At 30.1% G+C, this 22,774-nt stretch carries 16 protein-coding genes; all 16 read right to left on the reverse strand.

Going from position 1 to position 22,774, the window contains the following annotated elements:
* Positions 1 to 19: 19 nt before the first annotated feature.
* Complete coding sequence (dnaE, locus tag ACEG17_RS05720) at positions 20 to 3,577, reverse strand: DNA polymerase III subunit alpha (RefSeq protein WP_372582917.1); 3,558 nt, start codon at positions 3,575 to 3,577, stop codon at positions 20 to 22.
* A 34-nt stretch (positions 3,578 to 3,611) separates the two neighbouring features.
* The gene (locus tag ACEG17_RS05725; RefSeq protein ID WP_372582918.1) at positions 3,612 to 4,403 is read right to left on the reverse strand and encodes a Cof-type HAD-IIB family hydrolase; all 792 of its coding nucleotides are present in this window, start codon (positions 4,401 to 4,403) and stop codon (positions 3,612 to 3,614) included.
* 87 nt (positions 4,404 to 4,490) lie between these two features.
* Positions 4,491 to 5,627 carry a cysteine desulfurase family protein gene (locus ACEG17_RS05730; RefSeq protein WP_372582919.1) on the reverse strand — a complete coding sequence of 379 codons (1,137 nt, stop codon included), beginning with the start codon at positions 5,625 to 5,627 and terminating at the stop codon, positions 4,491 to 4,493.
* 104 nt (positions 5,628 to 5,731) lie between these two features.
* Positions 5,732 to 6,775 (reverse strand): DUF2207 family protein, encoded by a 1,044-nt coding sequence (locus ACEG17_RS05735; protein ID WP_372582920.1) that lies wholly within the window; start codon positions 6,773 to 6,775, stop codon positions 5,732 to 5,734.
* Positions 6,776 to 6,845: 70 nt separating this feature from the next.
* Positions 6,846 to 7,898, reverse strand: a complete 1,053-nt coding sequence (locus ACEG17_RS05740) for a DUF2207 family protein (protein ID WP_372583004.1) — start codon at positions 7,896 to 7,898, stop codon at positions 6,846 to 6,848.
* 25 nt (positions 7,899 to 7,923) lie between these two features.
* Positions 7,924 to 9,570 (reverse strand): AAA family ATPase, encoded by a 1,647-nt coding sequence (locus ACEG17_RS05745; RefSeq protein ID WP_372582921.1) that lies wholly within the window; start codon positions 9,568 to 9,570, stop codon positions 7,924 to 7,926.
* Between the two features lie 128 nt (positions 9,571 to 9,698).
* Entirely contained in the window at positions 9,699 to 11,651 is a 1,953-nt protein-coding gene (locus ACEG17_RS05750) for a DUF2207 domain-containing protein (protein WP_372582922.1), read from the reverse strand.
* A 33-nt stretch (positions 11,652 to 11,684) separates the two neighbouring features.
* Complete coding sequence (locus ACEG17_RS05755) at positions 11,685 to 12,251, reverse strand: LemA family protein (RefSeq protein WP_021768382.1); 567 nt, start codon at positions 12,249 to 12,251, stop codon at positions 11,685 to 11,687.
* A 16-nt stretch (positions 12,252 to 12,267) separates the two neighbouring features.
* Positions 12,268 to 13,440, reverse strand: coding sequence for a hypothetical protein (locus ACEG17_RS05760; protein ID WP_372582923.1), 1,173 nt, complete (start codon positions 13,438 to 13,440; stop codon positions 12,268 to 12,270).
* Positions 13,424 to 16,021 carry a DUF2339 domain-containing protein gene (locus ACEG17_RS05765; protein ID WP_372582924.1) on the reverse strand — a complete coding sequence of 866 codons (2,598 nt, stop codon included), beginning with the start codon at positions 16,019 to 16,021 and terminating at the stop codon, positions 13,424 to 13,426. The genes ACEG17_RS05760 and ACEG17_RS05765 overlap by 17 nt, the downstream gene beginning before the upstream one ends.
* 132 nt (positions 16,022 to 16,153) lie before the next feature.
* A complete protein-coding gene (gene speB / locus ACEG17_RS05770) occupies positions 16,154 to 17,005 on the reverse strand; it encodes an agmatinase (RefSeq protein ID WP_372582925.1) in 852 nt (283 codons plus the stop codon).
* 30 nt (positions 17,006 to 17,035) lie between these two features.
* Positions 17,036 to 17,878, reverse strand: coding sequence for a polyamine aminopropyltransferase (gene speE / locus ACEG17_RS05775; protein WP_372582926.1), 843 nt, complete (start codon positions 17,876 to 17,878; stop codon positions 17,036 to 17,038).
* A gap of 140 nt (positions 17,879 to 18,018) precedes the next feature.
* Positions 18,019 to 18,549 (reverse strand): glycoside hydrolase family 108 protein, encoded by a 531-nt coding sequence (locus ACEG17_RS05780; protein ID WP_299575634.1) that lies wholly within the window; start codon positions 18,547 to 18,549, stop codon positions 18,019 to 18,021.
* 72 nt (positions 18,550 to 18,621) lie between these two features.
* The gene (locus ACEG17_RS05785) at positions 18,622 to 20,085 is read right to left on the reverse strand and encodes an aminotransferase class I/II-fold pyridoxal phosphate-dependent enzyme (RefSeq protein ID WP_372582927.1); all 1,464 of its coding nucleotides are present in this window, start codon (positions 20,083 to 20,085) and stop codon (positions 18,622 to 18,624) included.
* 582 nt (positions 20,086 to 20,667) lie between these two features.
* Positions 20,668 to 21,531 (reverse strand): adenosylmethionine decarboxylase, encoded by an 864-nt coding sequence (gene speD / locus ACEG17_RS05790; protein ID WP_021746703.1) that lies wholly within the window; start codon positions 21,529 to 21,531, stop codon positions 20,668 to 20,670.
* A 363-nt stretch (positions 21,532 to 21,894) separates the two neighbouring features.
* On the reverse strand, positions 21,895 to 22,767 hold the full coding sequence (locus ACEG17_RS05795) for a hypothetical protein (protein WP_372582928.1): 873 nt from the start codon (positions 22,765 to 22,767) through the stop codon (positions 21,895 to 21,897).
* Positions 22,768 to 22,774 lie beyond the last annotated feature (7 nt).

Here is a 22,774-nt window from a genome sequence, read left to right on the forward strand (position 1 = left end):
AACTCCTTTAATTTTTTTATCATTTCAACTTTATTCTCTCAATACCCACCAATTTCGCAACTTTCCTAATAAACTTGAGTGACAAGTTCACATTATATTTTTCAGACAGTTTTACAACTTCCTTTTTCTCATTCGTTTTAAACGCTAAAAATACTTGATTATCACCTTTATTTTTCAAAATAAGCTGCTTCAATTCCTGATTTTTTTCTTTCACTTCTTCATCAATTAAGATGTATAATTTTAGATTTTTATTTTCTTCCAGATTTTCAATATTGCAAATGTTGTTTAAAATAAGTGTATTTTTATTTTGCTCGGAATTTACAATTCCTTCCAGCACCATAATCTGCCCTTCTGTGATTTTATATCCAAAAGTTATGTATTCTCTTGGAAAACAGATTATTTCAATGCTTTTTTGAAAATCTTCCATTTCAAATTTTACCATTGGCTCTTTTCCAGCCCGTGTTGTAAATTTTTTTACGTTTTTTACTATTCCGATAATTCGTACTTTTTTTAGCTCTTTTTGGGAAATTTCTGATATTTTATTGTGGAAAATTATATTTATCAGATTTTTTTTCTCATTTAAAGGATGGCTTGAAATGTAGATTCCCAAATATTCCTTTTCATTTTGAAGCAAGACTTTTTGAGGAAACTCAACGCTTTTTTCCATCTGGAAGTCAACTGATATTTCCTTTTTCCCTCCGAATAAAATCATTTGCAAATCTTCTTCAGATTCGTATTTTTTCTGGCTGTATTCTAGAACTTTATCAATAGACTTGTATTTTTCAAACCTGTTTCCATCAAGTCCATCCAATGCTCCCGATAAAATTAGCGATTCCAACTGTTTTTTTGTAATTCCGTTTTGTTTCATCCGATATCCAAAATCTTTGTAGGAAACAAACTTTCCATTTTTTCGTTCTTTTTTTATTTCATTAATTAATCCTGCTCCCACGCCCTTTATCGCAAAAAGTCCAAATCTTATTCCAACCTTTCCAAAATTTTCGTTATCCGCCTGATTTTCTTCAATTTCAAAATCATAATCAGATAAATTCACATCTGGCAAAAATATATTAATCCCCTTTTCCTTGGCTTCATTCACAAAAATAACAAATCTATCCAGATTATGCACTTCGGTTGTCATTATCGCAGCAAAAAATTCCAATGGATAATTTGCCTTAAAATACGCTGTCCAGTAAACAATCAATGCATAAGCCGCCGAATGTGACTTGTTAAATCCATATCCACCAAATTTTTCCACTAAATCATAAATTTCGTTTGCTTTTTTCGATAAAACTCCGTTTTTTTGAGCATTCGTTACAAATTTTTCACGATTTTTCTTCATTAGTTCAGGATTTTTCTTTCCAATCGCACGTCGCAGCTCATCAGCTTCTCCAAGCGAATAATTTGCCATTTCACTCACGATTTTCATAACCTGCTCCTGATACAAAATTATTCCGTAAGTTTCCTCAAGTATGTATTTTAGGGAATCATCAATATATTTTATTTCTGTCCTGTTATTTTTCACATTAATAAAATCATCCACCATTCCACTTCGCAAAGGTCCTGGACGGTACAGTGCAAGTAACGCGATTATGTCCTCAAATTTTTCGATTTTCATTTTCTTCATAAGGCTTCTGATTCCAGCTGACTCACATTGGAAAACTCCCATTGTATCAGCCTTTGTAAGCAATTCATACGTTTTTTCATCATTTAGAGGAATATCATTTAATACAATTTTTGTTTTTCTTCTTTTCTCAATATTTTCCACAGTTTTTCGCAAAATTGTGAGATTTTTCAAGCCAAGGAAATCCATTTTTAAAATTCCCAGCTCTTCCAGTTCCTTCATTTGATACTGCGTCGAAACAATCTTTGTTTTCCCATCAGAATAAGTTGGAATCTCATCGCTTAGCACATCTTTGGAAATAACGACTCCAGCTGCATGAACAGAGGCATGACGAACTTTCCCCTCCAATTTTAGTGAATAATCAATCACTCTTTTTATTTCTCTGTCGGTTTCGTACATTTTTCTAATTTCAGGAATATTGTTCAAGGCATCTTTCAGTTCCGTATTAAATGGTATCATTTTAGCGATTTTATCGACTTTTACAAGCGAAACATTTAACACACGCCCCACATCACGAATCGCAAGCCTAGCCTTTAGCGTTCCAAACGTAATAATATGTGCCACGTATTCCGCCCCATATTTATTCACCACATAATTTATAACAATTTCCCGCTGTTCCTGATCAAAATCTATGTCAATATCTGGCATCGAAATACGTTCAGGATTCAAAAACCTCTCAAAAATCAGATTATACTCAAGCGGGTCAATTTCCGTAATATTCAAGGCATACGAAACAATGCTCCCTGCAGCAGAACCCCGTCCAGGTCCAACATAAACCCCATTTTCACGTGAGAATTTTATAAAATCCCAGACAATGATAAAATATCCATTGTATCTCATTTTATCAATAATTTCCAGCTCATACTCTGCACGCTCCAAAACATTTTCCAAATTATTCTTTAATAATTCTTCCCGAATTTTAACTTCCTTCAATTTCTGCCCAGCAATTTCATCTTTTGCAATCTCTTTTTCAATTATCTCAAAATTTTTATCCAGCTGCAATTTTTCAGAATCTGAAACAGATTTTTTCAAATATTTGTGAAAAATCCCCTCAAATACTAGATTTCGCAAAAATTCCTTTTCATTTACATTTTGTGGCAACGAATATTTTGGAAATTTAAAATGATGAAACTCAAAATCAACATTGCAGTTTTCCACAATTTTTTCCACATTATTAATTCCAGTTTCATAAAACTCGCTATATTCCTTATTTTCAAAACATTTTTTTATTTCTTCTTCCGACTTCAAATACAAATCATCATACAAAATTTCACTACTGTCTGATTTTTCCGCATCAATTTTGCTTCCCGCTTTTATCGACTCTACAATCTTCTGCAAAACCGTATCTTCTCTATTCGGATAATAAACATCATTCGTAATAACAAAATTATCAAATTTATTTTTACGCACAATGTCAAAAAGCATTTTCCTAGCCTTTTCCAGCCTTTCCACAGCAGGAACTTCAATAAAAAAATTATCCCCAAAATCCTTACCAAGTTTCTCAATAACCCTTCTAACCTGAGTATTTTCCAAATCCAGAATACCCTTTATAACCTCACTATTTATGCCACCTGACAAAATATACAAGTCATCTGAATATTTTTTCAATTCATCATACTTAATTTTATTCCTATTCCGTGTAAACCTGCTATATGAAATTGACGACAATTTTGATAAATTTTTATACCCATTCTGATTTTTAGCAAGTAAAGTAAGCGAAAATTCCCCCACTTTCTCCAGTCCGTCAAGAAACACCTCAAGTCCAATAATTGGCTTTATTCCATCATTTTTACACTTCTTAAAAAACTCAATTGCCCCAAACATCGAAGTATCGGTAATTGCAAGTGCTTTTACTCCTATTTCCTTAGCCTTTTCAACATATTCATCTATTTTCCCTACTCCTTCAAGCAGTGAATACTCCGTATGCAATTTCAAATGTACAAATTTATTTTCCATAATTTCTACCTAATTTCTATTTTTATAAAAATACCTAAAGTGCCTTTATCACTTCATAAATCCCATCTTCATCATTCGATAAAGTAATTTTATCTTTTGAAAATTCCTGTTTCAATTCTTCCGTAGCATTCCCCATAAGATATCCGTATTTCACAAACTTCAACATTTCCAAATCATTCCACTGATCTCCAAACGCCATTGTTTCTTCTGGAGAAATATCATATTTTTTCAACAGTTCCTTTATTGCCAGCCCTTTATTTACTTCCTTATTCAAGCATTCTAAATAATGTGGCTTTGAAAATACAAAATTAATATGTGGCAATTTTTCTTCCAATTCCTTTTTTAGCTCCAGTAAAATCGAATTTTCTGCAATAAATAACGCTTTTGTAGAAGTTTTTCCAATGAATTCATCAAAATTTTTAACATAATATGGAATTTCCACGCTTTCTGAATATTTTTTACCTTCATCTGTTTCATTTTCAATATATAACTTGTCATCCATATATAAATTTAAGTGAATTCCTTTTTCTCTCGAAACTTTGATAAGTTCCTTAACATCCTGTGCCTCAACAGGTTTCTCAAAGATAACTTCATTATTTAACGGATTTGTAACTCTCCCACCATTATAATTAATTACTGGATTTTTTATACCCAGCATTTCCACAAAGGGCTTTGATGAAATAAAGGTTCTCCCAGTTGCAATAAATGTTTTCACTCCCTCTTCTTCCAATTCTCTCAATTTTTTTATCAAATTTTCCGAAACTTTATGCTCACTTGTCAGCACCGTTCCGTCCAAATCCATAAATATCGCTTTTATATTATTCATTTTAATTTCCTTTCTACTAACAATTTGTTAAATTTTGCTTTCTTATTTTTTTAAAACTATCTGATAATCTGTTTTATAATTCTATATTTAAATAACTTCAATTAAATTTTCTACAAAATAATCTATTTCTTCAATAGTCGTATCTTTACCAATACTAATTCTAAATGAACCTTTCAATTCCTCGTCAGTAAGTCCCATAGCCTTCAAAACATGTGAATTTTCAAGCGAACCTGACATGCATGCAGAACCGCCGCTTATGCAGATTCCTCTTAAATCCAGTGCTACCAGCAGCATTTGAATATCCACACCTTCTATGTATATATTCGTTGTTGTTTTTATTCTATTGGCCTTTTCTCCATTTATTTTTATTTTTTTTCTAAGTTTTTCAATTTCAATTTTCAGTTTATTTTCTAGATAATTTTGCAGTTTTTCTTCTTTTTCTAATATTTCTTCTAAATTTTCATAAACTTCCTCAAGTGCCACACCAAGTCCCAAAATTCCGTGAACATTTTCTGTTCCAGCTCGTCTGTTCCTTTCCTGCGAACCGCCCCAGATTTCCTTTTCAACCGAATATTTTTTATCAATAAATACAAACCCTGCTCCCTTAGGCCCATAAAATTTATGAGCTGTTGCCGTCAAAGCATTTATTTTCAAATCTTTTGGCAAAATTTTCATTTTTCCTATTGCCTGAACTGCATCCGTATGAAAAAATATATTTCTCTCTGCCAAAATTTCCCCAATTTCCTTAATCGACTGAATAACGCCAGTTTCATTATTCACAAACATTATCGAAACAAGAGCAGTATCTTCCCTCAATTGCTGTTTTAACTCCTCAATATTCACAACTCCATTCTCATCAACACTAATGTACGAAACTTCATACCCTTCATTTTCCAGCTGCTCAAAGGTTTTTAAAATCGTAGAATGCTCAATCTTAGATGTTATAATATGTTTTCCTTTATCATTGTTCGCCTTTAAAAATCCCCTTATTGCAAGATTATTCCCTTCAGCTCCACCAGATGTAAATACAATTTCAGTTGTTTCAACCTTCAAATTCTGTGCTATAATATGTCTTGCCCTTTCCACAGCTGATTTTGCCCATTGTCCCAATGAATGCACAGAAGACGGATTTCCATAATTTTCACTAAATGATTTTGTCATCTCTTCTATCACTTTGTCTGACATTTTTGTAGTTGCGGCATTATCTAAATATACTATTTTCATTTTTAACTTTCTTCTCCTTTTTTTCATTTCATTATTTTATAATTTATAAAATTTTGTTATTTTAATTCTAAAATACATTTTACTTTTCTAATCATCTACTTATCTTACCAAAAAATATATTTTTTTCTAAAAATCGGAAATTTTCTATCTACATATTCATTAACATAATATTGAGCTTCAGCATAACTTCCCATTATATTTAAAAAATCCAAAGAATCCTTAAAAATTCCTATTTTTTCATCTTCCACTTTAAGTGCGATAATATAAGGAAATATTCTATTAAAATAATTAAGTTTTTCTTCTTCTTTTTCAAATTTATCTATTTTATTTTTTTCAGCAGTTTCAAAATACATTTTTAAACCTTCAATATACTCCATTTTTCGCTGTCCCGAAACTGTATATTTTCCTATTGCCTTTTCATATATCAAAAACATTATCCCTAAAATTAACAAAATTATTCCAAAAAAAATATCCGCATACAATATCACGCCAATAAACCCGCCCACAGTAGTTGTTACATATAAAAATTTCAGTAATCCTCTCTGCATGCTATATACATATGCTAGCCATCCAAATATAAAAATTGTAAGAATCATCGAACTTGCAATATCTTTCTGCATTAATTTTGACAATGTAAAAGCCATACAAATTGCTATTCCCAAAATAAATGGAATAAAATATGAGTAATTATTTTTATAAATCATCATTTTATATTTCTTTTCCAGAAAATGAACAATTCGATTTTTAAATCCAATAATTCCTAGTTTATTCCCAAACAAATCATTTTCCGAAAGAACATCCAGCAAATTATTTTCCTCCTGAAACAAAGTTTCCTTTCTCAATTTCAAATTATCTCTATTTTTCTTATTCAAAATATATTTTCTATTTCCAGTACCATCTTCATAAACTTCGGAAATATATCCCTTCAATATTAACGACAACATTCCAATTTTCAATATTTCCTTTGAATCCCTCTCGCCATTAATATAAGCCACAAACATTGAAGAAATATAATCTGGCTCTACAAATTCAGGAACAACAGCCTTTCTCTTCGGATCTCTTCCAAAAAAATACCAAGTTAAGACAGAATATATTGCGACAAGTATAACTACAATAATTTCAATTATAACTATATAAGATTTATTCATTAATAAGCTCCTTTAATACATTTTTATACTTTAACCTTCTCAAGCTCTAAACTTATCTAATCTTAATAAGTCAAGCTTTAAAAAAATCAAATACATTTTTAAACAATTTATTAGGAAATATTGAAACTGTATATTCATCGACAAAATATTTTGCCTCTTTGTAATTTCCCATCATGTTTAAAAAATTTAAAGAATCCATAAATAATTTAAAACTTTCATCTTCTATTTTAAGCGCAACAGCATAAGGAAGCAAATAATTAAAATAATTCAACTTTTCCTCTTGCGTTTCAAATTTATCTATCCTGTATCTTTCTGTTGTATTAAAATACATTTTCATCCCTTCGATATATTCCATTTTTCTTCTTCCTGCAGTCGTGTACTTTCCTATCGCTTTTTCATAAACTAAAAATATTATCCCTAAAGCAAATAAACTTATGCCTGAATAAATATCAACATACATTATAACCCCCATAATTCCACCTATAACAACTGTAATATATAAGAATTTCAAAATTCCCCTTGACATATCATACACAAGTTTTAACCATATAATTCCTGCTATTGTGATACGAACTGAATTTTCAACATTTCCCTTTGTTAATTTCAATAATATAAAAAATAATAAAACCGCAGTTCCTAAAATAAATGGAATAAAACAAAAATAATTATTTTTATATATCGTTTTCTTATATTTTTTCTCTAAAAAATGTACAATACGATTTTTATATTTTAAAATTAACTGTTTGTTGGAAAATAAGTCTCCCTCAGACAAAATATTCAGTAATTCATTTTCTTCTTCAAATAAATTTGTCTTTCTTAATTCTAAATTTTTTTTATTTTTACTATTCAAAATAAATTTTTTAATTTTTCCTTTTTTATCTTTAATAACGGAAATATAATTTTTGGATAATAATGACAGTATTCCAATCTTTAGTATTCTTATTGAATCTCTTTCTCCATTAATATATGCCATGAACATTGCAGAAATATTATCTGGCACATTAAATTCAGGAACAACTACCTTTCTTTTCGGATCTCTTCCAAAAAAATACCAAGTTAAGACAGAATACACTGTAACAACTATAACTATGATAATTTCCAAAATTTTTATAATAAAATCCATATTTCCCACATCTAAACTCCTAAAACTAAAAATTCACTCTTTCATACTTCATTTTCAATTTCTTTCTGTAAAATCCAATTCCAATATGGATTATTTCTTTAACTCCACGATTTTTCAGTTCCACATCATATTCTTTCTCTCTAATCTGTCTAAATCCTTCTTTCGCATAATTGTCCATTTCTTCTTCGTTGCCTGCCACTTTAAATTCAAAAATATATGCTGGATTTTCTTTGTTTTTCGGTTCAAGTACCAAATCAGCCCTTCCATATCCAGTTTCCCTTTCAGAAAGTCTGATATAGTCATTTCCTAGAACTATGAAAATCCCTATTAAAAATACTTTGTAATATTTCTCGTCCTTATCTGTATCAAAATAGCTTAATGAAGATAGTATTTCATCTTGAAGTCCTTTTGCAAATTCTTCTATTTTTCCTTTCTTCAAGTCTTTTATAATATTTGTAAATTTTTGAGTTTTTTTAATAAATCTGGCAATAAACCTGTTTTCAAAAAACTTCAGTATTTCGTTATTTGGTATCCTTATAGGATATTCATTATCCACTTTTTCCCCGCCAATCGTCAAATAGCCTGCATACAGAAATAATTGCCATATATCATCCGTATCAAAAGTAAATTCAGAATAATCATTTATTTCCTTGTAAATTTTCTCCTTATTAAATAATTTCTCCAAATCATCAAATATTTCCTTATTCCCTTCATCAAGCATTTCATCTATCAATTTATTCCCTGAAACACTAATCCAATAAGGACGTAATTGCCTAGCCGACAAAAAATTAATAATTGACCAAGGATTATAAATTTCAGTATCTCCAAATTGATAACCATTATACCATTTCTTAACTTCTTCCAGCTCATATTCAAGCTCATAATATTTCACAGCTTTTATAACTTCATTTTCTGTAAGCCCAAAAAACTCAGAATATTTTTCACCAAATATTGTATTTACTTTCAAATTGTTCAGCCCTGAAAAAATCCCTTCTTTTGCAATCCGTAAAATTCCTGTCATAATCCCAAATTGCAAATATTCATTATCCTTCAAGGCTTCTCCGTAAAATCTTTTGAAAAACGAAATTGCCTTTTTATAGTACCCTGCTTGATATGACTGAATTATCGGAGTATCGTATTCATCAATCAAAACGACAACTTTCTTTTTCCCATAATAATCATACAGATATTTTGTCAAATTTTTTAAAGAATTTTTCCAATCTGCCCCTTTCTGTTTCAGCCATATCTTGTCAAATTCCATTAACTCACTCTGATTCAAGTTTTTTCTTATAAACTCAAAGTCATTATACAATTTATTTATCAAATTTTTTATTTCAAAATAGCAATCTTCCCACTCATCTTCCTCAATATTCTTAAAACTCACAAATATTACTGGGTATTTCCCCTGCTCACTTGCATATTCAGTTTCTGAAATATTAAGATTGTCAAACAGTCTCTTATTTTCTTCTCTATTTTCAAAATCAAAAAAATATCTTATCATTGACATATTAAGCGTTTTCCCAAATCTTCTTGGACGAGTGAATAGATTTACATTTGCTCCATCTCTTAAAATACTGCTAATCAATCCTGTTTTATCAACATAATAGTAATTTTCTTCTATTATTCTTTTAAAATCAGACATTCCTATCGGTAATCGCTTTTTATTTCCCATTTTTCATCCCCTCTGTTTCCTTCATATTTTTTCAATTTAATTCTTGCACAAATTCAAAAAAATAATATTTATACCAATATTATAAACTAAAAAACAATACTTTACAACAAGAAAAAAAGCCAGTATTTCTACCAGCTTCCTCCACCTCCTCCGCCGGAACCTCCGCCAGAGAAGCCTCCACCACTTGAGAATCCGCCTCCGCCAAAACCGCCTCCGCTCGAATTTCTAGAGTTTTCTCTCAAAGTACTGAATCTTTCTTCTGCTATTTTATTGTATGCATTGTTATAACCTCTTGAAATCATATCTGATAAAAAGTAATTATTGTATGAATTAAAATGTACTCCTCTATTTATATAAGAATATGTACTTTCATCAAAATTATAAAGTTTTATCGTATTCTTCATAAGTTTTACCGCTTCATTTTTTACACCAAGAGCTACCGCATAAGGCAATATCCCTTTAAAATAAGCTACCAGCTCATCTACATCATTAAATTTCATAATCTGATTTGCTTCAGCAGTCTTTATGTACATTTTCATGCCATCCAAGTATTCTTTTTTTCTCATTCCATCAACAGTATATCTTCCAATTATTTTTGAATAAACAGCATACATTGCCATAATTATTCCAATTATAATGAAATTTAAAACTCCATATATTAATGAAAAGAATAATACTGCTATCCACTTAATAATTTTTAAAAATTTGCTATTATTTCCATAAATATTATTGATAATTGAAAAAATCGTATTTAATACTATTCCAAAGAAAATAGCAACCATAACTAGAGAAACTGCTCCAGAAATACCATCAGAAATACCTGCCGTTCCGCTGCTTGCAGTTGACGAAATCATAAAAACTGTAATCATACCGACAATAAAGACAATATTAAAAATGTTATTATCCTTATAAACTTTCTTTTTATACTCTTTTTCAAATGATTTTAATATTTTATTTGAAGCATCGTAAAGACTTCTTTCTTTTTTAAATATGTATCCATTATCAGAAAGAGCATTAAAAACAATCTTTTCTTCTTCTGCTAATTCAGGCTTGCTTTTTCTACTGTCAGACAATGTATATTCTACATTTCTTCCATTACCTTCTTCGTCATTAGCTTCAACATAACCTTTAGAAAGCAATGAAAGCACTCCGATTGTTAGTATTTCTTTTGGCTCTCTTTCTCCATTGATGTAAGCCGCATACATGGCAGAAATATCCTTTGGTATGTTAAATTCAGGAACAATTGCCTTTTTATTTACATCTCTTCCAAATATATACCACGTTACAAATCCATAAATTGCTAGAATTATTATTATAATCGGTCCTACAGCAATTAAAGGATGAGCATAATAAAGTGTCTGTAATTTATCCCAAAATGTTGGGCTTATATTATCTGTTTTTAAATTCAGACGAAAACTTAATCCACTATATGCCTCTAAAACCTTATTTGTTTTAATTTCAACAGTTCCATTATTCAAATTTGTAATATAATCTTTTCCACTTTGTCCATATTCACCTGTAAAAATATCTAATTGCTTAATTTCATTTTTTAAAACAGGTTCTCCATTTCCAAATTTTATATTTACCGTAGCTTTTTCAATAGGAACTTGCCAAAATTGACCAATTGCATTAAAGTAAACCTGATAAATTCCATTTTTTTCAAATACTGCATTATAAATCACATAATTAAACTCGTATCTATTTACACCATTTTCCACAAATCTGTCTGCAGAACCAACCCTATATCTAATACCTTCATCAAAAAGTTTCGTAGAGTATTCTTCAGAAATACCGTTTCTCTTTATTGAATTCATTTTTATATAAGATTTGTAAATATCTACGCCATTTTTCTTTGAACGTAACGGAATATCCCTATAAATCCCGTGCTTTGCCACACCGTCAAATTCATAGTCAATTACTTCATTTACTGTCAAAGTTCCATTTTTATTCATCTGAACTGTAACTTCATAATTCGTTATTTTTTCAGCAATTAATGATTTTGCACTTAAGAAAAACAATGTGAAAAATACAAACATTATTGAAAAAATACTGTTTAATTTTCGGTTGCTAAAACTCTTCATAATAAGCCCTCTTCCAAAAAATTTACTAAAAAATTAAAACTTAACTTCTGGAGCCTTTTCTGCTCCTTCCACAGCATTAAAGAACTCAGCTTTTTTAAATCCAAAAATTCCACCAAAAATATTGTTTGGAAAAGTTTCCACAAAAGTATTTCTGTCTCTTGCTGTTCCGTTATAATATTTTCTTGAACTTTGAATTTCTGTTTCTATTTGAGTTAGTTGAGATTGCAAGCTCAAAAAGTTTTCATTTGCTTTCAAGTCTGGATAATTTTCCTGTAACATCATTATTGATCTTAATGTTTTTGTCATTTCATTTTCAAGTTTTTGAATTTTTTCAATATTATCAATATCCTTTGTATCAATCGACATCATTTGACTTCTCAATTTTACCACATTTTCCAGCGTTTCTTTTTCATGTGTTGCATAACCTTTAACAGTATTAACAAGATTTGGTATTAAATCTAGCCTTTTTTGCAAATATACACCTATTCCACTCCAACCTTCCTCATTCAGATTTTTTAGTCTAATATATTTATTATAAATTCCCATTCCGATTACAACTAAAACTACCAAAATTCCTATTAAAATAAATACAATACTCATAATTCATTCTCCTCTTCTATTTTTTATTTTTATTTATTTTATTTACCATAAATCCAATTAATATTACCACAACCACCCCTATAAAAACATTATAATAAACCGTGTAATCTCTTGGCTTTGAAACTTTCTTTATATCTGCCTTTTCCAATTTTCCTACAAAAACTTCATCTCGTTCTTTTATTGAATCAGCAAATTCTGCAATATCGTACTCAGGCTTGTCTAAACTTTCATCTCCAAAGGTTATTTTATAATCTTCCCCTTCTGTAGCCCTAAACACAATTCTGTCTGGAACATAGTTTCCTGTTACTTCATTTATTTTGAGCGGTGAATTATCTCCATTCTGTATTTCAACGACTATTTCAGACAATTTAGGAACACTTTCTAAATTTATTACCAAATTTGATCTTTCCCCAACTTTAGATATTATCCCTTCTGCAAAAAAATTATCTCCGTTTCTCACAGTATAATTTCTCTGAAACTCATCATTTACATCTAGAACAATATTTTTTAATGGCAAAAACTTGCTCTTAATTTTCAAAATTGTATTTTTTCCTTCCTGCTCAACCTTATAATCCAATTTTGTCCCTACAGTTTTAAATTTCCCAGCCTCATTATTTGACAATTTCAAAATTGCTTCACTAAAGATATTCCCTTTATCTAAAGGCGTTACAATTTTATAAAATTCATATCTTTTTTCTGAAAATTCGATTGTCAAGTTTGACTTATCAGGTGTCTTATAAATTTCTCCCGAAGTTATCTGTTCCCAATCTGTACCGTTATTACTTCCAAGCAAAGTATATTCGGTGTAAAAATTTTTGGAAGGAATCAGTGCAAGCCTGTTTCCAATTATATCCTTTAACGAACTGTCGGAATTAAATTTCACAATAAATTCCATTTTATCCTTTTTCGTCAATACTTCATCTATTTTTGCCCTTGCTACAATTTTTTCGCTGTGCTTTTCCTGATTTTTTCCAGTTTCGATAACATAAGGAACTTCTTTCCCAGCATTATCAATTATCCGTATATCTCCAAGATTATTTTTACTATTCTCATAAATATCCTCTGTTAGAAAAAATTGTTTGTATGCCGACTTTCCTGTTATTTTTATAGTTTTAAAATACTGACTGGAAAAAAGTTGAACAATTGTTATTAAAAATAAAAACAATATTATTTTATTTATTTTCTTCATTTTTCTCACCTTTCCCAAAATCCGTGTCACTCAAACTCTCTTTCACTTCCTGCTCCAATTTCTTCAAAGCTGTCTGATAAATATAAGAAGTTCCAATCAAAATAGCCCCCATACTAAAGTAAGCAATCAACTTATAAGAATTATCAAATCGTAAGAAGTCCCATAAAAAACTTTTTGCCACAAAAAATATTCCTATTCCAAGCCCAATTCTTCTAACATTCCTATTTGGCACTCTAAATCCTTTCCAGACTAAATATCCACATAATAGCAGTCCAACTATATCCAAAGCTAGTCCAGCTCCTAAAATTAATACACCTGAATCTTCATATATCCGTAAAATAATATTTGCTACACAAAGGAAATATATTGATTCTCCCAGTATCCACAACGGCTTTTTCTCATTTTTTTTGAAAAAGCATAAATGAATATCATTTTTAGCAACCATAAATAAATATATATTTATTAAAATTGGCAAAAAGAACGGAAATATATAACTTATTGCTACTCTTTCTATTAATATATATATATCCGAACTCCAATTAAAAAAATACAGGATAAGATTAATCATATTTATGAATAACAAATAAATTATTTCAATTATTATCAAGAATTTCAAACTAAAACTATCTTGTAATTTTTTCGCTTTACACGTTACTGTTCTTAAAACAAAAAGCGAAACTAATAAACTCAAAAATATATTTTCACCATAATTTATCATTTTAAATGAAGTAACAACATCAAAAACAACTTTATTTATAAAAAATATTGAATATGTAAAAATCAGATATTTAAATATTCCATTTAAAATCCTAACTTCCGTCTTGTAGCTTTTTTGTTTTATCAGGAAATAAAGCACAAATGAAAAAGATATTATCATCAAATCTTGAATATACACAAGCAAATATTTTTCTTCCCGCACAATCAAATTACTTACCAGCGAAACTAGATAAATCGCAATTGTCCCATATCGCATTTCTTTATTTTTATATTTTCTATAAAAGAAATATAAAAGTGCAGTTTCAGCACCCCACGCAACCACAACAAATTTTTCTGGCACAATTAACGGAATAATTAGGATAAAACTTCCTAATGCAACGATATAAAAGATTTTTGCAACTTTGTTGTCCTTGAGCCTGTCGCCAAAAAATCCATAAATTACTCCAACTGTTCCAACTAATATTGCTTTTAGCCAGCTTGGGGTTGTCTTGTCAAATAGGCTGTAAATCAATGAAAATTTTATAATTAGATTTAAACTTAGAAATATATAGTCAATTATGTTGCTTTGACGATTTTCTTTTTTGTGAGAATTTAGGAAAATGAAACTGTATGCTGTTGTAAAAATTACGATGTAGAAAAACGCCGTAATCTTATCATGAATGCTGTGATTTAAGTAATAAATCAGCCCCGTCATATTTACTACACCTGTAACAAATCCAAAAATCTTGCTGTATATCCAGTCCTTTTTCCAAGAAACACCAAGCACAATTCCCTGCAAAATCAAAGAATATGCTAAAACATAATAAATCTGAACATTGCTCCTATTCACCCAAATATACGCTCCGTAAGGCAAATATCCACCAATCAGCGATAATACTCCAATTATCTGGCTATCATATCGCAATGAAAGAATCACAACCAGCCCTGTCAGTATTACCGATATAAAAAGTCCCGCTGTCATTGGATAAAGTTTGAGATAAAGCGTAGAAAGAAGCGTAGTCAAATAAAGAATCCCAATTCCACCACCAATCAGCCCAACTGCAAAATGCTTCTTATTTTTTTGATAAAATTTTTCTCCAGCAAAAAGAAAAAACATCCCAAGCAAATACGATGCCGAACTTTTTACATAATTATTTGCCAAAATTTTTGCAAACTGTGTCCGAAATACCAAAAAAACTCCCAAAAAGATTGATATTATCCCTAAAAAGTTAAATCCTTTAAGTCCAATAAGTTTTTCAAATACAAATCTTTTTTTCTCTCTTTCAAAAAGAAATTCCCCTTCCTTCAAAGCCGTTTCTTCTTTTATTTTATTATGAAAAACTGAAGATTCTTCTTGAAGAAATGTTTTATTTTCAAAAGTTTTCCTATTACTTTTCTCTAAAAAATCACTAATTTTCCCATTAATTTTTTTGAGTTCATCTCTTAATGAATCAGCTTCCTCTGAAAATTCGCCATCAAGATTTCTTTCCAGCATTTTGACTTTTCTCTTCATTTCCTCTGCATAATTAGAAAGCCTTCTAGTCACTCCACTTTCCAATTCCACATTCATCTTCGCAGCCAAAATATTCTGAAACTTATCAATCTCACCATTTCTCCTAACCTTTTTCGCTTCCTTCAATTCCTCAATAAGTACTGCATTACTATTTTTAAGCCTCCCAATTTCCTCTTCTCTAACTTTCATCTTTTCATGAAATGACTTTAAATCCTTTGCCAGCCTTTCATTCTCTTCCAAAAGTTCCTTTTCCCTGCTTATTCCAGCCTCATTTTTTATATTTGCAATTATTGATTCTATCTCCGAATTTATTTTTCCAATTTCCCTATACTTATTCTCAAGATTCTCTAATTCTTTTAGTTTGTCAATCATTGTAAAAACACCTCAAAACTCGCAATTTTTTATAAATATATTCTGTCAGTTTTTTGCAACATATTATACAATTATAATATTCAAAAAAGTATCTGTACCATTTATGCACAAACACTTTTCCTTAAAATAAATCTATTTATAAATAAACAGCAAAATTTCCCTAAGCAGTTTACAAGCTAGTGCTGTAGATTGCCCAGACTGATCGTATACAGGCGATAATTCGTTCATATCAAGCCCAACAATATTTAACTGCGAAATTTTTTCTATTGCCTTATGAAGTTCCACAAAAGTAACTCCTCCAGCTTCAGGCGTTCCAGTTCCAGGAAATTCCGATGGATCAAGTACATCTAAGTCCAATGTAAAATACACAGGTTTTCCTTTTAATTTTTCTACAACTTCATCAAGCCCATCAAAATTAAATTTTGTTGTATGAAGATGTTCTTTTGCAAATTTCCATTCATCTCTTTCGCCGCTTCTTATTCCAAACTGAAAGATTCTGCCATCTCCAACAATGTCCCAACATCTTCTAATTACAGAAGCATGTGAATAATACTGTCCTAAATACTCATCTCTCAAGTCTGTATGTGCATCAAACTGAATAATATGTAAATCTGGATATTTCTCAGCAACCGCTCTTACAGCTCCCAATGTAACAGAATGCTCTCCACCAATCATAAACGTAATTTTCCCATCCTTCAAAATTTCTGCCGTTTCGTCTTGAATATCCTGCAATGCACTTTCTGAATTTCCAAACGAAAGTTCCAAATCTCCTCCATCAAAAACCTTAATATCCTCCAAATCCTTATCTTGATAAGGACTATACGTTTCTATTCCAAAACTCTCATTTCTCATAACTGCTGAAGCAAATCTAGTCCCTGGTCTAAACGAAGTTGTACTGTCAAACGGCGCTCCAAAAATAGCAATTTTACTCTCATTGTATTCATTGTCACAACCTATAAATGTATGTATATTTTTATTTCTCATATAAATTCTCCTTCTAGTTTTTATTCTAAATTATTTTATTAAATCTTTCACATAATTTGGCAATGCAAAAGCCCCTTTATGCAATTCTGTATTATAATATCTTGTTTCTATCCCAAACTTATTCCATTCATCAGCCTTCAAATCTTCTACAGGATTGTATTTTTTCGAAGCAAATCCAAATAGCCAATGTCCTGATGGATATGTCGGTATATGCAGCTGATACACTGTCGCAAATGGGAAAACCGCCCTTAATTGTTTGTTTGCTCTTGCTGTTGCTTTAGCATCTGCCTCATAATATGGGCTTTCGTGCTGATTCACAAGAATTCCATCCTCTTTTAGTGCATTAAAGCAGTTTCCATAAAATTCTCTTGTAAATAAATCTTCTCCAGGCCCAAAAGGATCTGTCGAATCCACAATTACAATATCATATTCATTTGCCTTGGAACGTACAAATTTTAATCCATCCTCATAATAAATATGAACTCTCTTGTCATCCAGCTTATTCGCTGTCTTAGGTAAATATTCACGACAAAGGTCGACAACCATCTTGTCAATTTCCACCATATCAATTCTCTCAATATGCTCATATTTTACAAGTTCACGAACAGTACCGCCATCTCCAGCACCAATTACCAATATTTTCTTAGCCTTAGGATTTACAGCCATAGGAACGTGAGTTATCATCTCATGATAAATAAATTCATCCTTTTCTGTCAGCATCATAAATCCATCCAATGTCAAAAATCGCCCAAACTCTGGCGACTCAAAAATATCAATTCTCTGAAAATTACTTTTTGCACTAACTAACTGCCTATCAATCTTTATAGAAAAACGAACATTTTTCGTATGTTCTTCTGTGTACCATAATTCCATCTGCTACACTCCTTTCAATTTGTATTACCTATTTTTTTAATATCTAACCTTTTATTTCCAATGTTTTGTACTTTAAAACTTTTTTCTAAATTCCTCAAATTTTCCATTGTTTATAATTTTATTCTATTTTCTTGTACTCATTAAACGTTTCTCAAATAATTTTCCTTAACCTTAACCCTGTTCAGCCATCCAGCTAGAAAATCATTCTGAGTTACATTATTTTTAGCAAGAGACTTGTAATATTCACGCTGTAAATTATGATAAGCCATCAAAAATTTAGCTGGATTAACATCATTTAAATATTTTAATGTCATAGGCCCAACCGCTCCATCTACACTAATTACATTTTTCCCATAAACTTTATTCACAGCTTCCTGAGCCTTTTTGATTCCATATCTCCCAGCATTTACTGAAAAATCAAATATGCTTAGTGCCACTTTATCATTTTTTACTTGATCCAATTTTCTAGCCTTATAATATTTTTCCTCATAAATTTTTTGTGCCATTGCTTTTGTTAAATCTTTCATGCTACCTTTGTATCCACATTCTCTAGCTCGTTCCTTAGTAATGCCGTATTTTGTTTCCCCACCTTTATCATTCTTATCATTAGAATAGCTTCCTTCAACTAGCAAAATATAATTAAAAAATTTCAAAAATCTGCTGTCAGCCATTTTTGCTTTCCTTCTTTCATTTATTTTAATTGGATTTCGCAGATACTATCTGCGTTTTTACGTCAAAAATTTTCACTCTAAAACAACATTTATCTTTTCAACATGCATATCCTCAGTTCCTGTTAATAGACATCCTTTTTCCTTTGCATATTCAATATAATTTATGATTTCCTCAGTAATTCGCTCTCCTGGTGCTAATATTGGTATCCCTGGCGGATAGGCCATAACAAATTCTCCACTTATTTTACCTGCACTTTCTTTTATGGGAATCATTTCCTTTTCTGAATAAAAGGCTTTTTGTGGCGGAAGCACAACATCAGGATTTATATATTCGTGATCAAACATTCCTGTAGAGTCTTTTGAGTAAAGCCGTTTAATTTCTGCAAGCGAAGATATTAGCCGTTCTATTTCCAAGCCTCTGTCTCCCGCCGAAATTATCGCCAAAATATTTCCCAAATCTCCAAATTCAATCTGAATTTCATAATCATCCCGCAAAATATCATAAACTTCAATTCCAGCAAGTCCAATATCTTTTGTATACACAGATAATTTTGTCGTATCAAAGTCATAAACCGAATCTCCATCAATCAGTTCTTTCCCATAGGCATAATATCCACCTAGTTTATTAATTTCATTTCTGGCATATTCTGCAAATTTAACTGTCTTTTCAAAAAGTTCCCTTCCATTTATCGCCAAATTTTTTCTTGCTACATCAAGCGAAGTCATAAGCAAATACGATGCACTTGTTGTTTGGGTCAAGTTTATAACTTGCCGAACATAATCAGCGTTTATTCTCTCACCACTTAACAAAATCGAACTTTGTGTTAAAGAACCACCTGTCTTATGCATACTAATTGCCGCCATATCTGCTCCAGCTTCCATAGCTGAAATTGGTAAATTTTCATCAAAGTAAAAATGTGCTCCATGTGCCTCATCAACTAGCACAAACATATCATTTTCATGTGCCAGTTTTACAATAGATTTCAAATCTGAACAAATTCCGTAATAAGTAGGATTATTCACTAATATTGCTTTTGCATCAGGATTTTCCTGAATTGCCTTTTTCACATCATTAATCGACATTCCAAGTGATATTCCCAATTTTTTGTTAAGTCCAGGGTTAATATAAACTGGAATTGCTCCACAAATTACCATTGCATTAATGGCACTTCTATGCACATTTCTTGGAATAATAATTTTATCTCCAGCTTTACAAGTTGCCATAATCATAGCCTGTACAGCCCCTGTCGTTCCGCTTACCATAAAATAAGCCTCTTTTGCCCCAAAAGCCTCCGCCGCTATATCCTGAGCCTCTTTAATAACCGAAGTTGGATGGCATAAATTATCAAGCGGCTTCATCGAATTAACATCCATCTGCATCGCTTCCAGCCCAATAAAATCACGAAATTCTTTATTTCCACGCCCTCCTTTATGCCCCGGCACATCAAATCTCACAACCCTGTTAGAAAGATGATTTTTTAAAGCATCAAAAAGAACTGTCTTATTCTGTCTATCTGTATCAATATTTTTCCCCATTTCTTCAACTCCTTTCATATTTTTACTTTTAATTATTACAATTCTAAATTCCAAAATTTTTCACTAAATATTTAGACAAGTTACATTTACATTTTGATTAGTAACTATTTTTTTATAATTTATATGTTTTTTTCTTAAAAGCAAAGGGGAACAATCGCCATCCCCTTTTATTTCGCAATATTAGTTATTTCAATTTCTTCAAATTATAATATCTGAAAATTTTGGCGAAAGCACTACGCACTAATCCCAGCTCATCTAAGCATTTTCGATTCAATTATAATATGTAATTTGATGAAAATAGATACCAAGCAAAATTTCGTTAGAAGAAAAATAGCTGTTTGAGCTTTTGTAATTTATTTTGAAGTTAAATATATTTATTCGTATTAAAACAATTTATACTCAAAAGCGAGTTCTATTTTTCTTTTATAAGAAAGTTTTGCGTTAAGCGGGGTTGTAAGGGCATGGCGTTTGATGCCCTTACGTTAAAATAAATAATGTAAAAAAAGAAAAAAAATAACTATTAACTAGATAAATCTAAAATAAAATTTATATTTGAAAACTTAATTTAAGTATAAAATATGTTTAATAAATATTCATTCCACTATAAATTTCAATCATTTCTTTCCTAAGTCTATCCGTAATTTCCAGCCTTTTTTTGGGTGCGATTTCATAAACATCTTGATTGAATAGATAATTTTGTAATCTGATTTCCTTTATTAGCATTTTTGTATGGAAAATGTTAGACTGATATACGTTTACATCAATTGCATCGTATATTTTTAATTTTTCAGGCTCAATATAATCTTGAATAGAAGTTATATTATGATCTGTAAAAAATTTCTTTCCTGAAATATCCCTTGTAAATCCACGTATTCTGTAGTCAATTGTAATTATATCAGAATCAAAGCTGTCTATCAGATAGTTTAACGTATTTAACGGAGAAATTTCCCCACAAGTTGCAATATCAATATCCACTCTAAAAGTGGAAATTGAATTATCTGGATGGTATTCTGGGAAAGTATGCACTGTTATATGGCTTTTATCCAAATGGGCGTGGACTGTATCCGTATCCTGACTTGCCCCACCTTTTTTTATACTGTTTTCATCCATTCCAATTTCCTCAAAAAATGGCTTTCCTCTATTACAAGACTTGTCGATATTTTCTGGACTTATTCTTTCTTCTGCAATTAAAACATTTACAGAGGCCCCTTGTGGCTCGTAATCCTGCTTTGATATGTTCAAGACTTGTGCTCCAATCATTTCTGCCACACGAATAAGTATTTTTGTAAGCCTTTCTGAATTATACTGCTCATCAATGTATGCAATATAGTCCTTTTGCTCCCTCTCTGTTTCCGCATAGCAAATATCATAAATATTAAAACTTAATGTTTTTGTTAAATTGTTAAATCCATATAACTTAATTTTATTATTTTCCAACTCATTCATCACTTCCTCTCCCATTTCTTCACATTACACTAAAAATTCCTTTAAAAATCAAATAAATCTTTAATTTGAACATTATAGTAAAACTGCTTTAAAACTAAACTCAAAAGGCTATGACTATTTACTCAAACCCTAAATTTATATAATTTTTAGTAGTTTAATTTTAAATAGGTTTGAGTATATTTTCAAAACATTACTGACTCAGTCTTAAAAATTTATTTATTTTTTACATATTTTTATTTATTTTTTATTTTATTTTTTCGCCAAATTATATCATTTATACACAATTTTTACAATTAAAATTACAAAATGAATTTTCAAAAAAAATCACAGCTAAATTACTAACTGTGATTATAATAAAATATTTCAAATCATCCTATACTTTACTATCCTATTTTCACACCCCATCACATAAATTTCATTCTCAATTACACAAATTTTTACAATTCTTTCTTTCAATACTTTTTCCTGTTTTAAAATATTGAACTTACCATCTGTAATTACCAATTCTCCATTTTCCAAGCCAATAAAGTACTTTCCTTCAAATTCTTCAATATATGTTATTTTTCTGTCAGAAATTTTTATCGAATTATAAAGTTCCTGATCCAAAATATTCCATATTTCAATTTCTCCATCTTCTGTTCCTGCAAAGTATTGGAGTCCAACTATTTTTGAATAAGTATGATTTGTTTCAGTTTTTACTTCAAATATTTTTTTTAATTTATTTTCAAAAATACTTATAATGTTTATATGTTTGTAATCTTCCCTAAATTTGATTATAACATTTTCTCCACTTGTAAATATTTTATAATTTCCATTTTTTCTATTTTTGGTGAGCTTAGCAGAAATTAATTCTTTTGTATCGACATCATATGAAAAAAGATCGTTATTTTTGATGTATACAATTCTACCACTTGTTATAAAGTTCATTACTCCAATTGAATCTTCTATATCAAATACAAGCTCAACGATTTTCTTTTTATTTCCGTCACATTTGTATACTTTTCCATTAGGAGTAGAAACAAAAAACATACTTGAAACAAATAATTGATTTTTTTCTTTTATATATTTTATGATTTCACAGTTTTTTACCTTTCCGCCACTTTCCTTCTCAAACTTTTCTTTATTAAAATATATAAGCTTTTCTCCTGTCGTTATGATTCTTTTATTTATTGGCTCAACTCCAAAGTCATTTATCGGTGTTTTATATTTTATATCTTCTTCTAAAATTAATTCCATTTTTCCC

Origin of the sequence: Leptotrichia hongkongensis, assembly GCF_041538065.1 — a bacterium.
Taxonomy (GTDB): Bacteria; Fusobacteriota; Fusobacteriia; order Fusobacteriales; family Leptotrichiaceae; genus Leptotrichia; species Leptotrichia hongkongensis.

Bases quoted from the DNA above. Each gene is read 5' to 3' on its own strand.
- dnaE (WP_372582917.1), bottom strand. From the start codon at position 3,577: ATGGAAAATAAATTTGTACATTTGAAATTGCATACGGAGTATTCACTG.
- ACEG17_RS05725 (WP_372582918.1), bottom strand. From the start codon at position 4,403: ATGAATAATATAAAAGCGATATTTATGGATTTGGACGGAACGGTGCTG.
- ACEG17_RS05730 (WP_372582919.1), bottom strand. From the start codon at position 5,627: ATGAAAATAGTATATTTAGATAATGCCGCAACTACAAAAATGTCAGAC.
- ACEG17_RS05735 (WP_372582920.1), bottom strand. From the start codon at position 6,775: ATGAATAAATCTTATATAGTTATAATTGAAATTATTGTAGTTATACTT.
- ACEG17_RS05740 (WP_372583004.1), bottom strand. From the start codon at position 7,898: ATGGATTTTATTATAAAAATTTTGGAAATTATCATAGTTATAGTTGTT.
- ACEG17_RS05745 (WP_372582921.1), bottom strand. From the start codon at position 9,570: ATGGGAAATAAAAAGCGATTACCGATAGGAATGTCTGATTTTAAAAGA.
- ACEG17_RS05750 (WP_372582922.1), bottom strand. From the start codon at position 11,651: ATGAAGAGTTTTAGCAACCGAAAATTAAACAGTATTTTTTCAATAATG.
- ACEG17_RS05755 (WP_021768382.1), bottom strand. From the start codon at position 12,251: ATGAGTATTGTATTTATTTTAATAGGAATTTTGGTAGTTTTAGTTGTA.
- ACEG17_RS05760 (WP_372582923.1), bottom strand. From the start codon at position 13,440: ATGAAGAAAATAAATAAAATAATATTGTTTTTATTTTTAATAACAATT.
- ACEG17_RS05765 (WP_372582924.1), bottom strand. From the start codon at position 16,021: ATGATTGACAAACTAAAAGAATTAGAGAATCTTGAGAATAAGTATAGG.
- speB (WP_372582925.1), bottom strand. From the start codon at position 17,005: ATGAGAAATAAAAATATACATACATTTATAGGTTGTGACAATGAATAC.
- speE (WP_372582926.1), bottom strand. From the start codon at position 17,878: ATGGAATTATGGTACACAGAAGAACATACGAAAAATGTTCGTTTTTCT.
- ACEG17_RS05780 (WP_299575634.1), bottom strand. From the start codon at position 18,549: ATGGCTGACAGCAGATTTTTGAAATTTTTTAATTATATTTTGCTAGTT.
- ACEG17_RS05785 (WP_372582927.1), bottom strand. From the start codon at position 20,085: ATGGGGAAAAATATTGATACAGATAGACAGAATAAGACAGTTCTTTTT.
- speD (WP_021746703.1), bottom strand. From the start codon at position 21,531: ATGAATGAGTTGGAAAATAATAAAATTAAGTTATATGGATTTAACAAT.
- ACEG17_RS05795 (WP_372582928.1), bottom strand. From the start codon at position 22,767: ATGGAATTAATTTTAGAAGAAGATATAAAATATAAAACACCGATAAAT.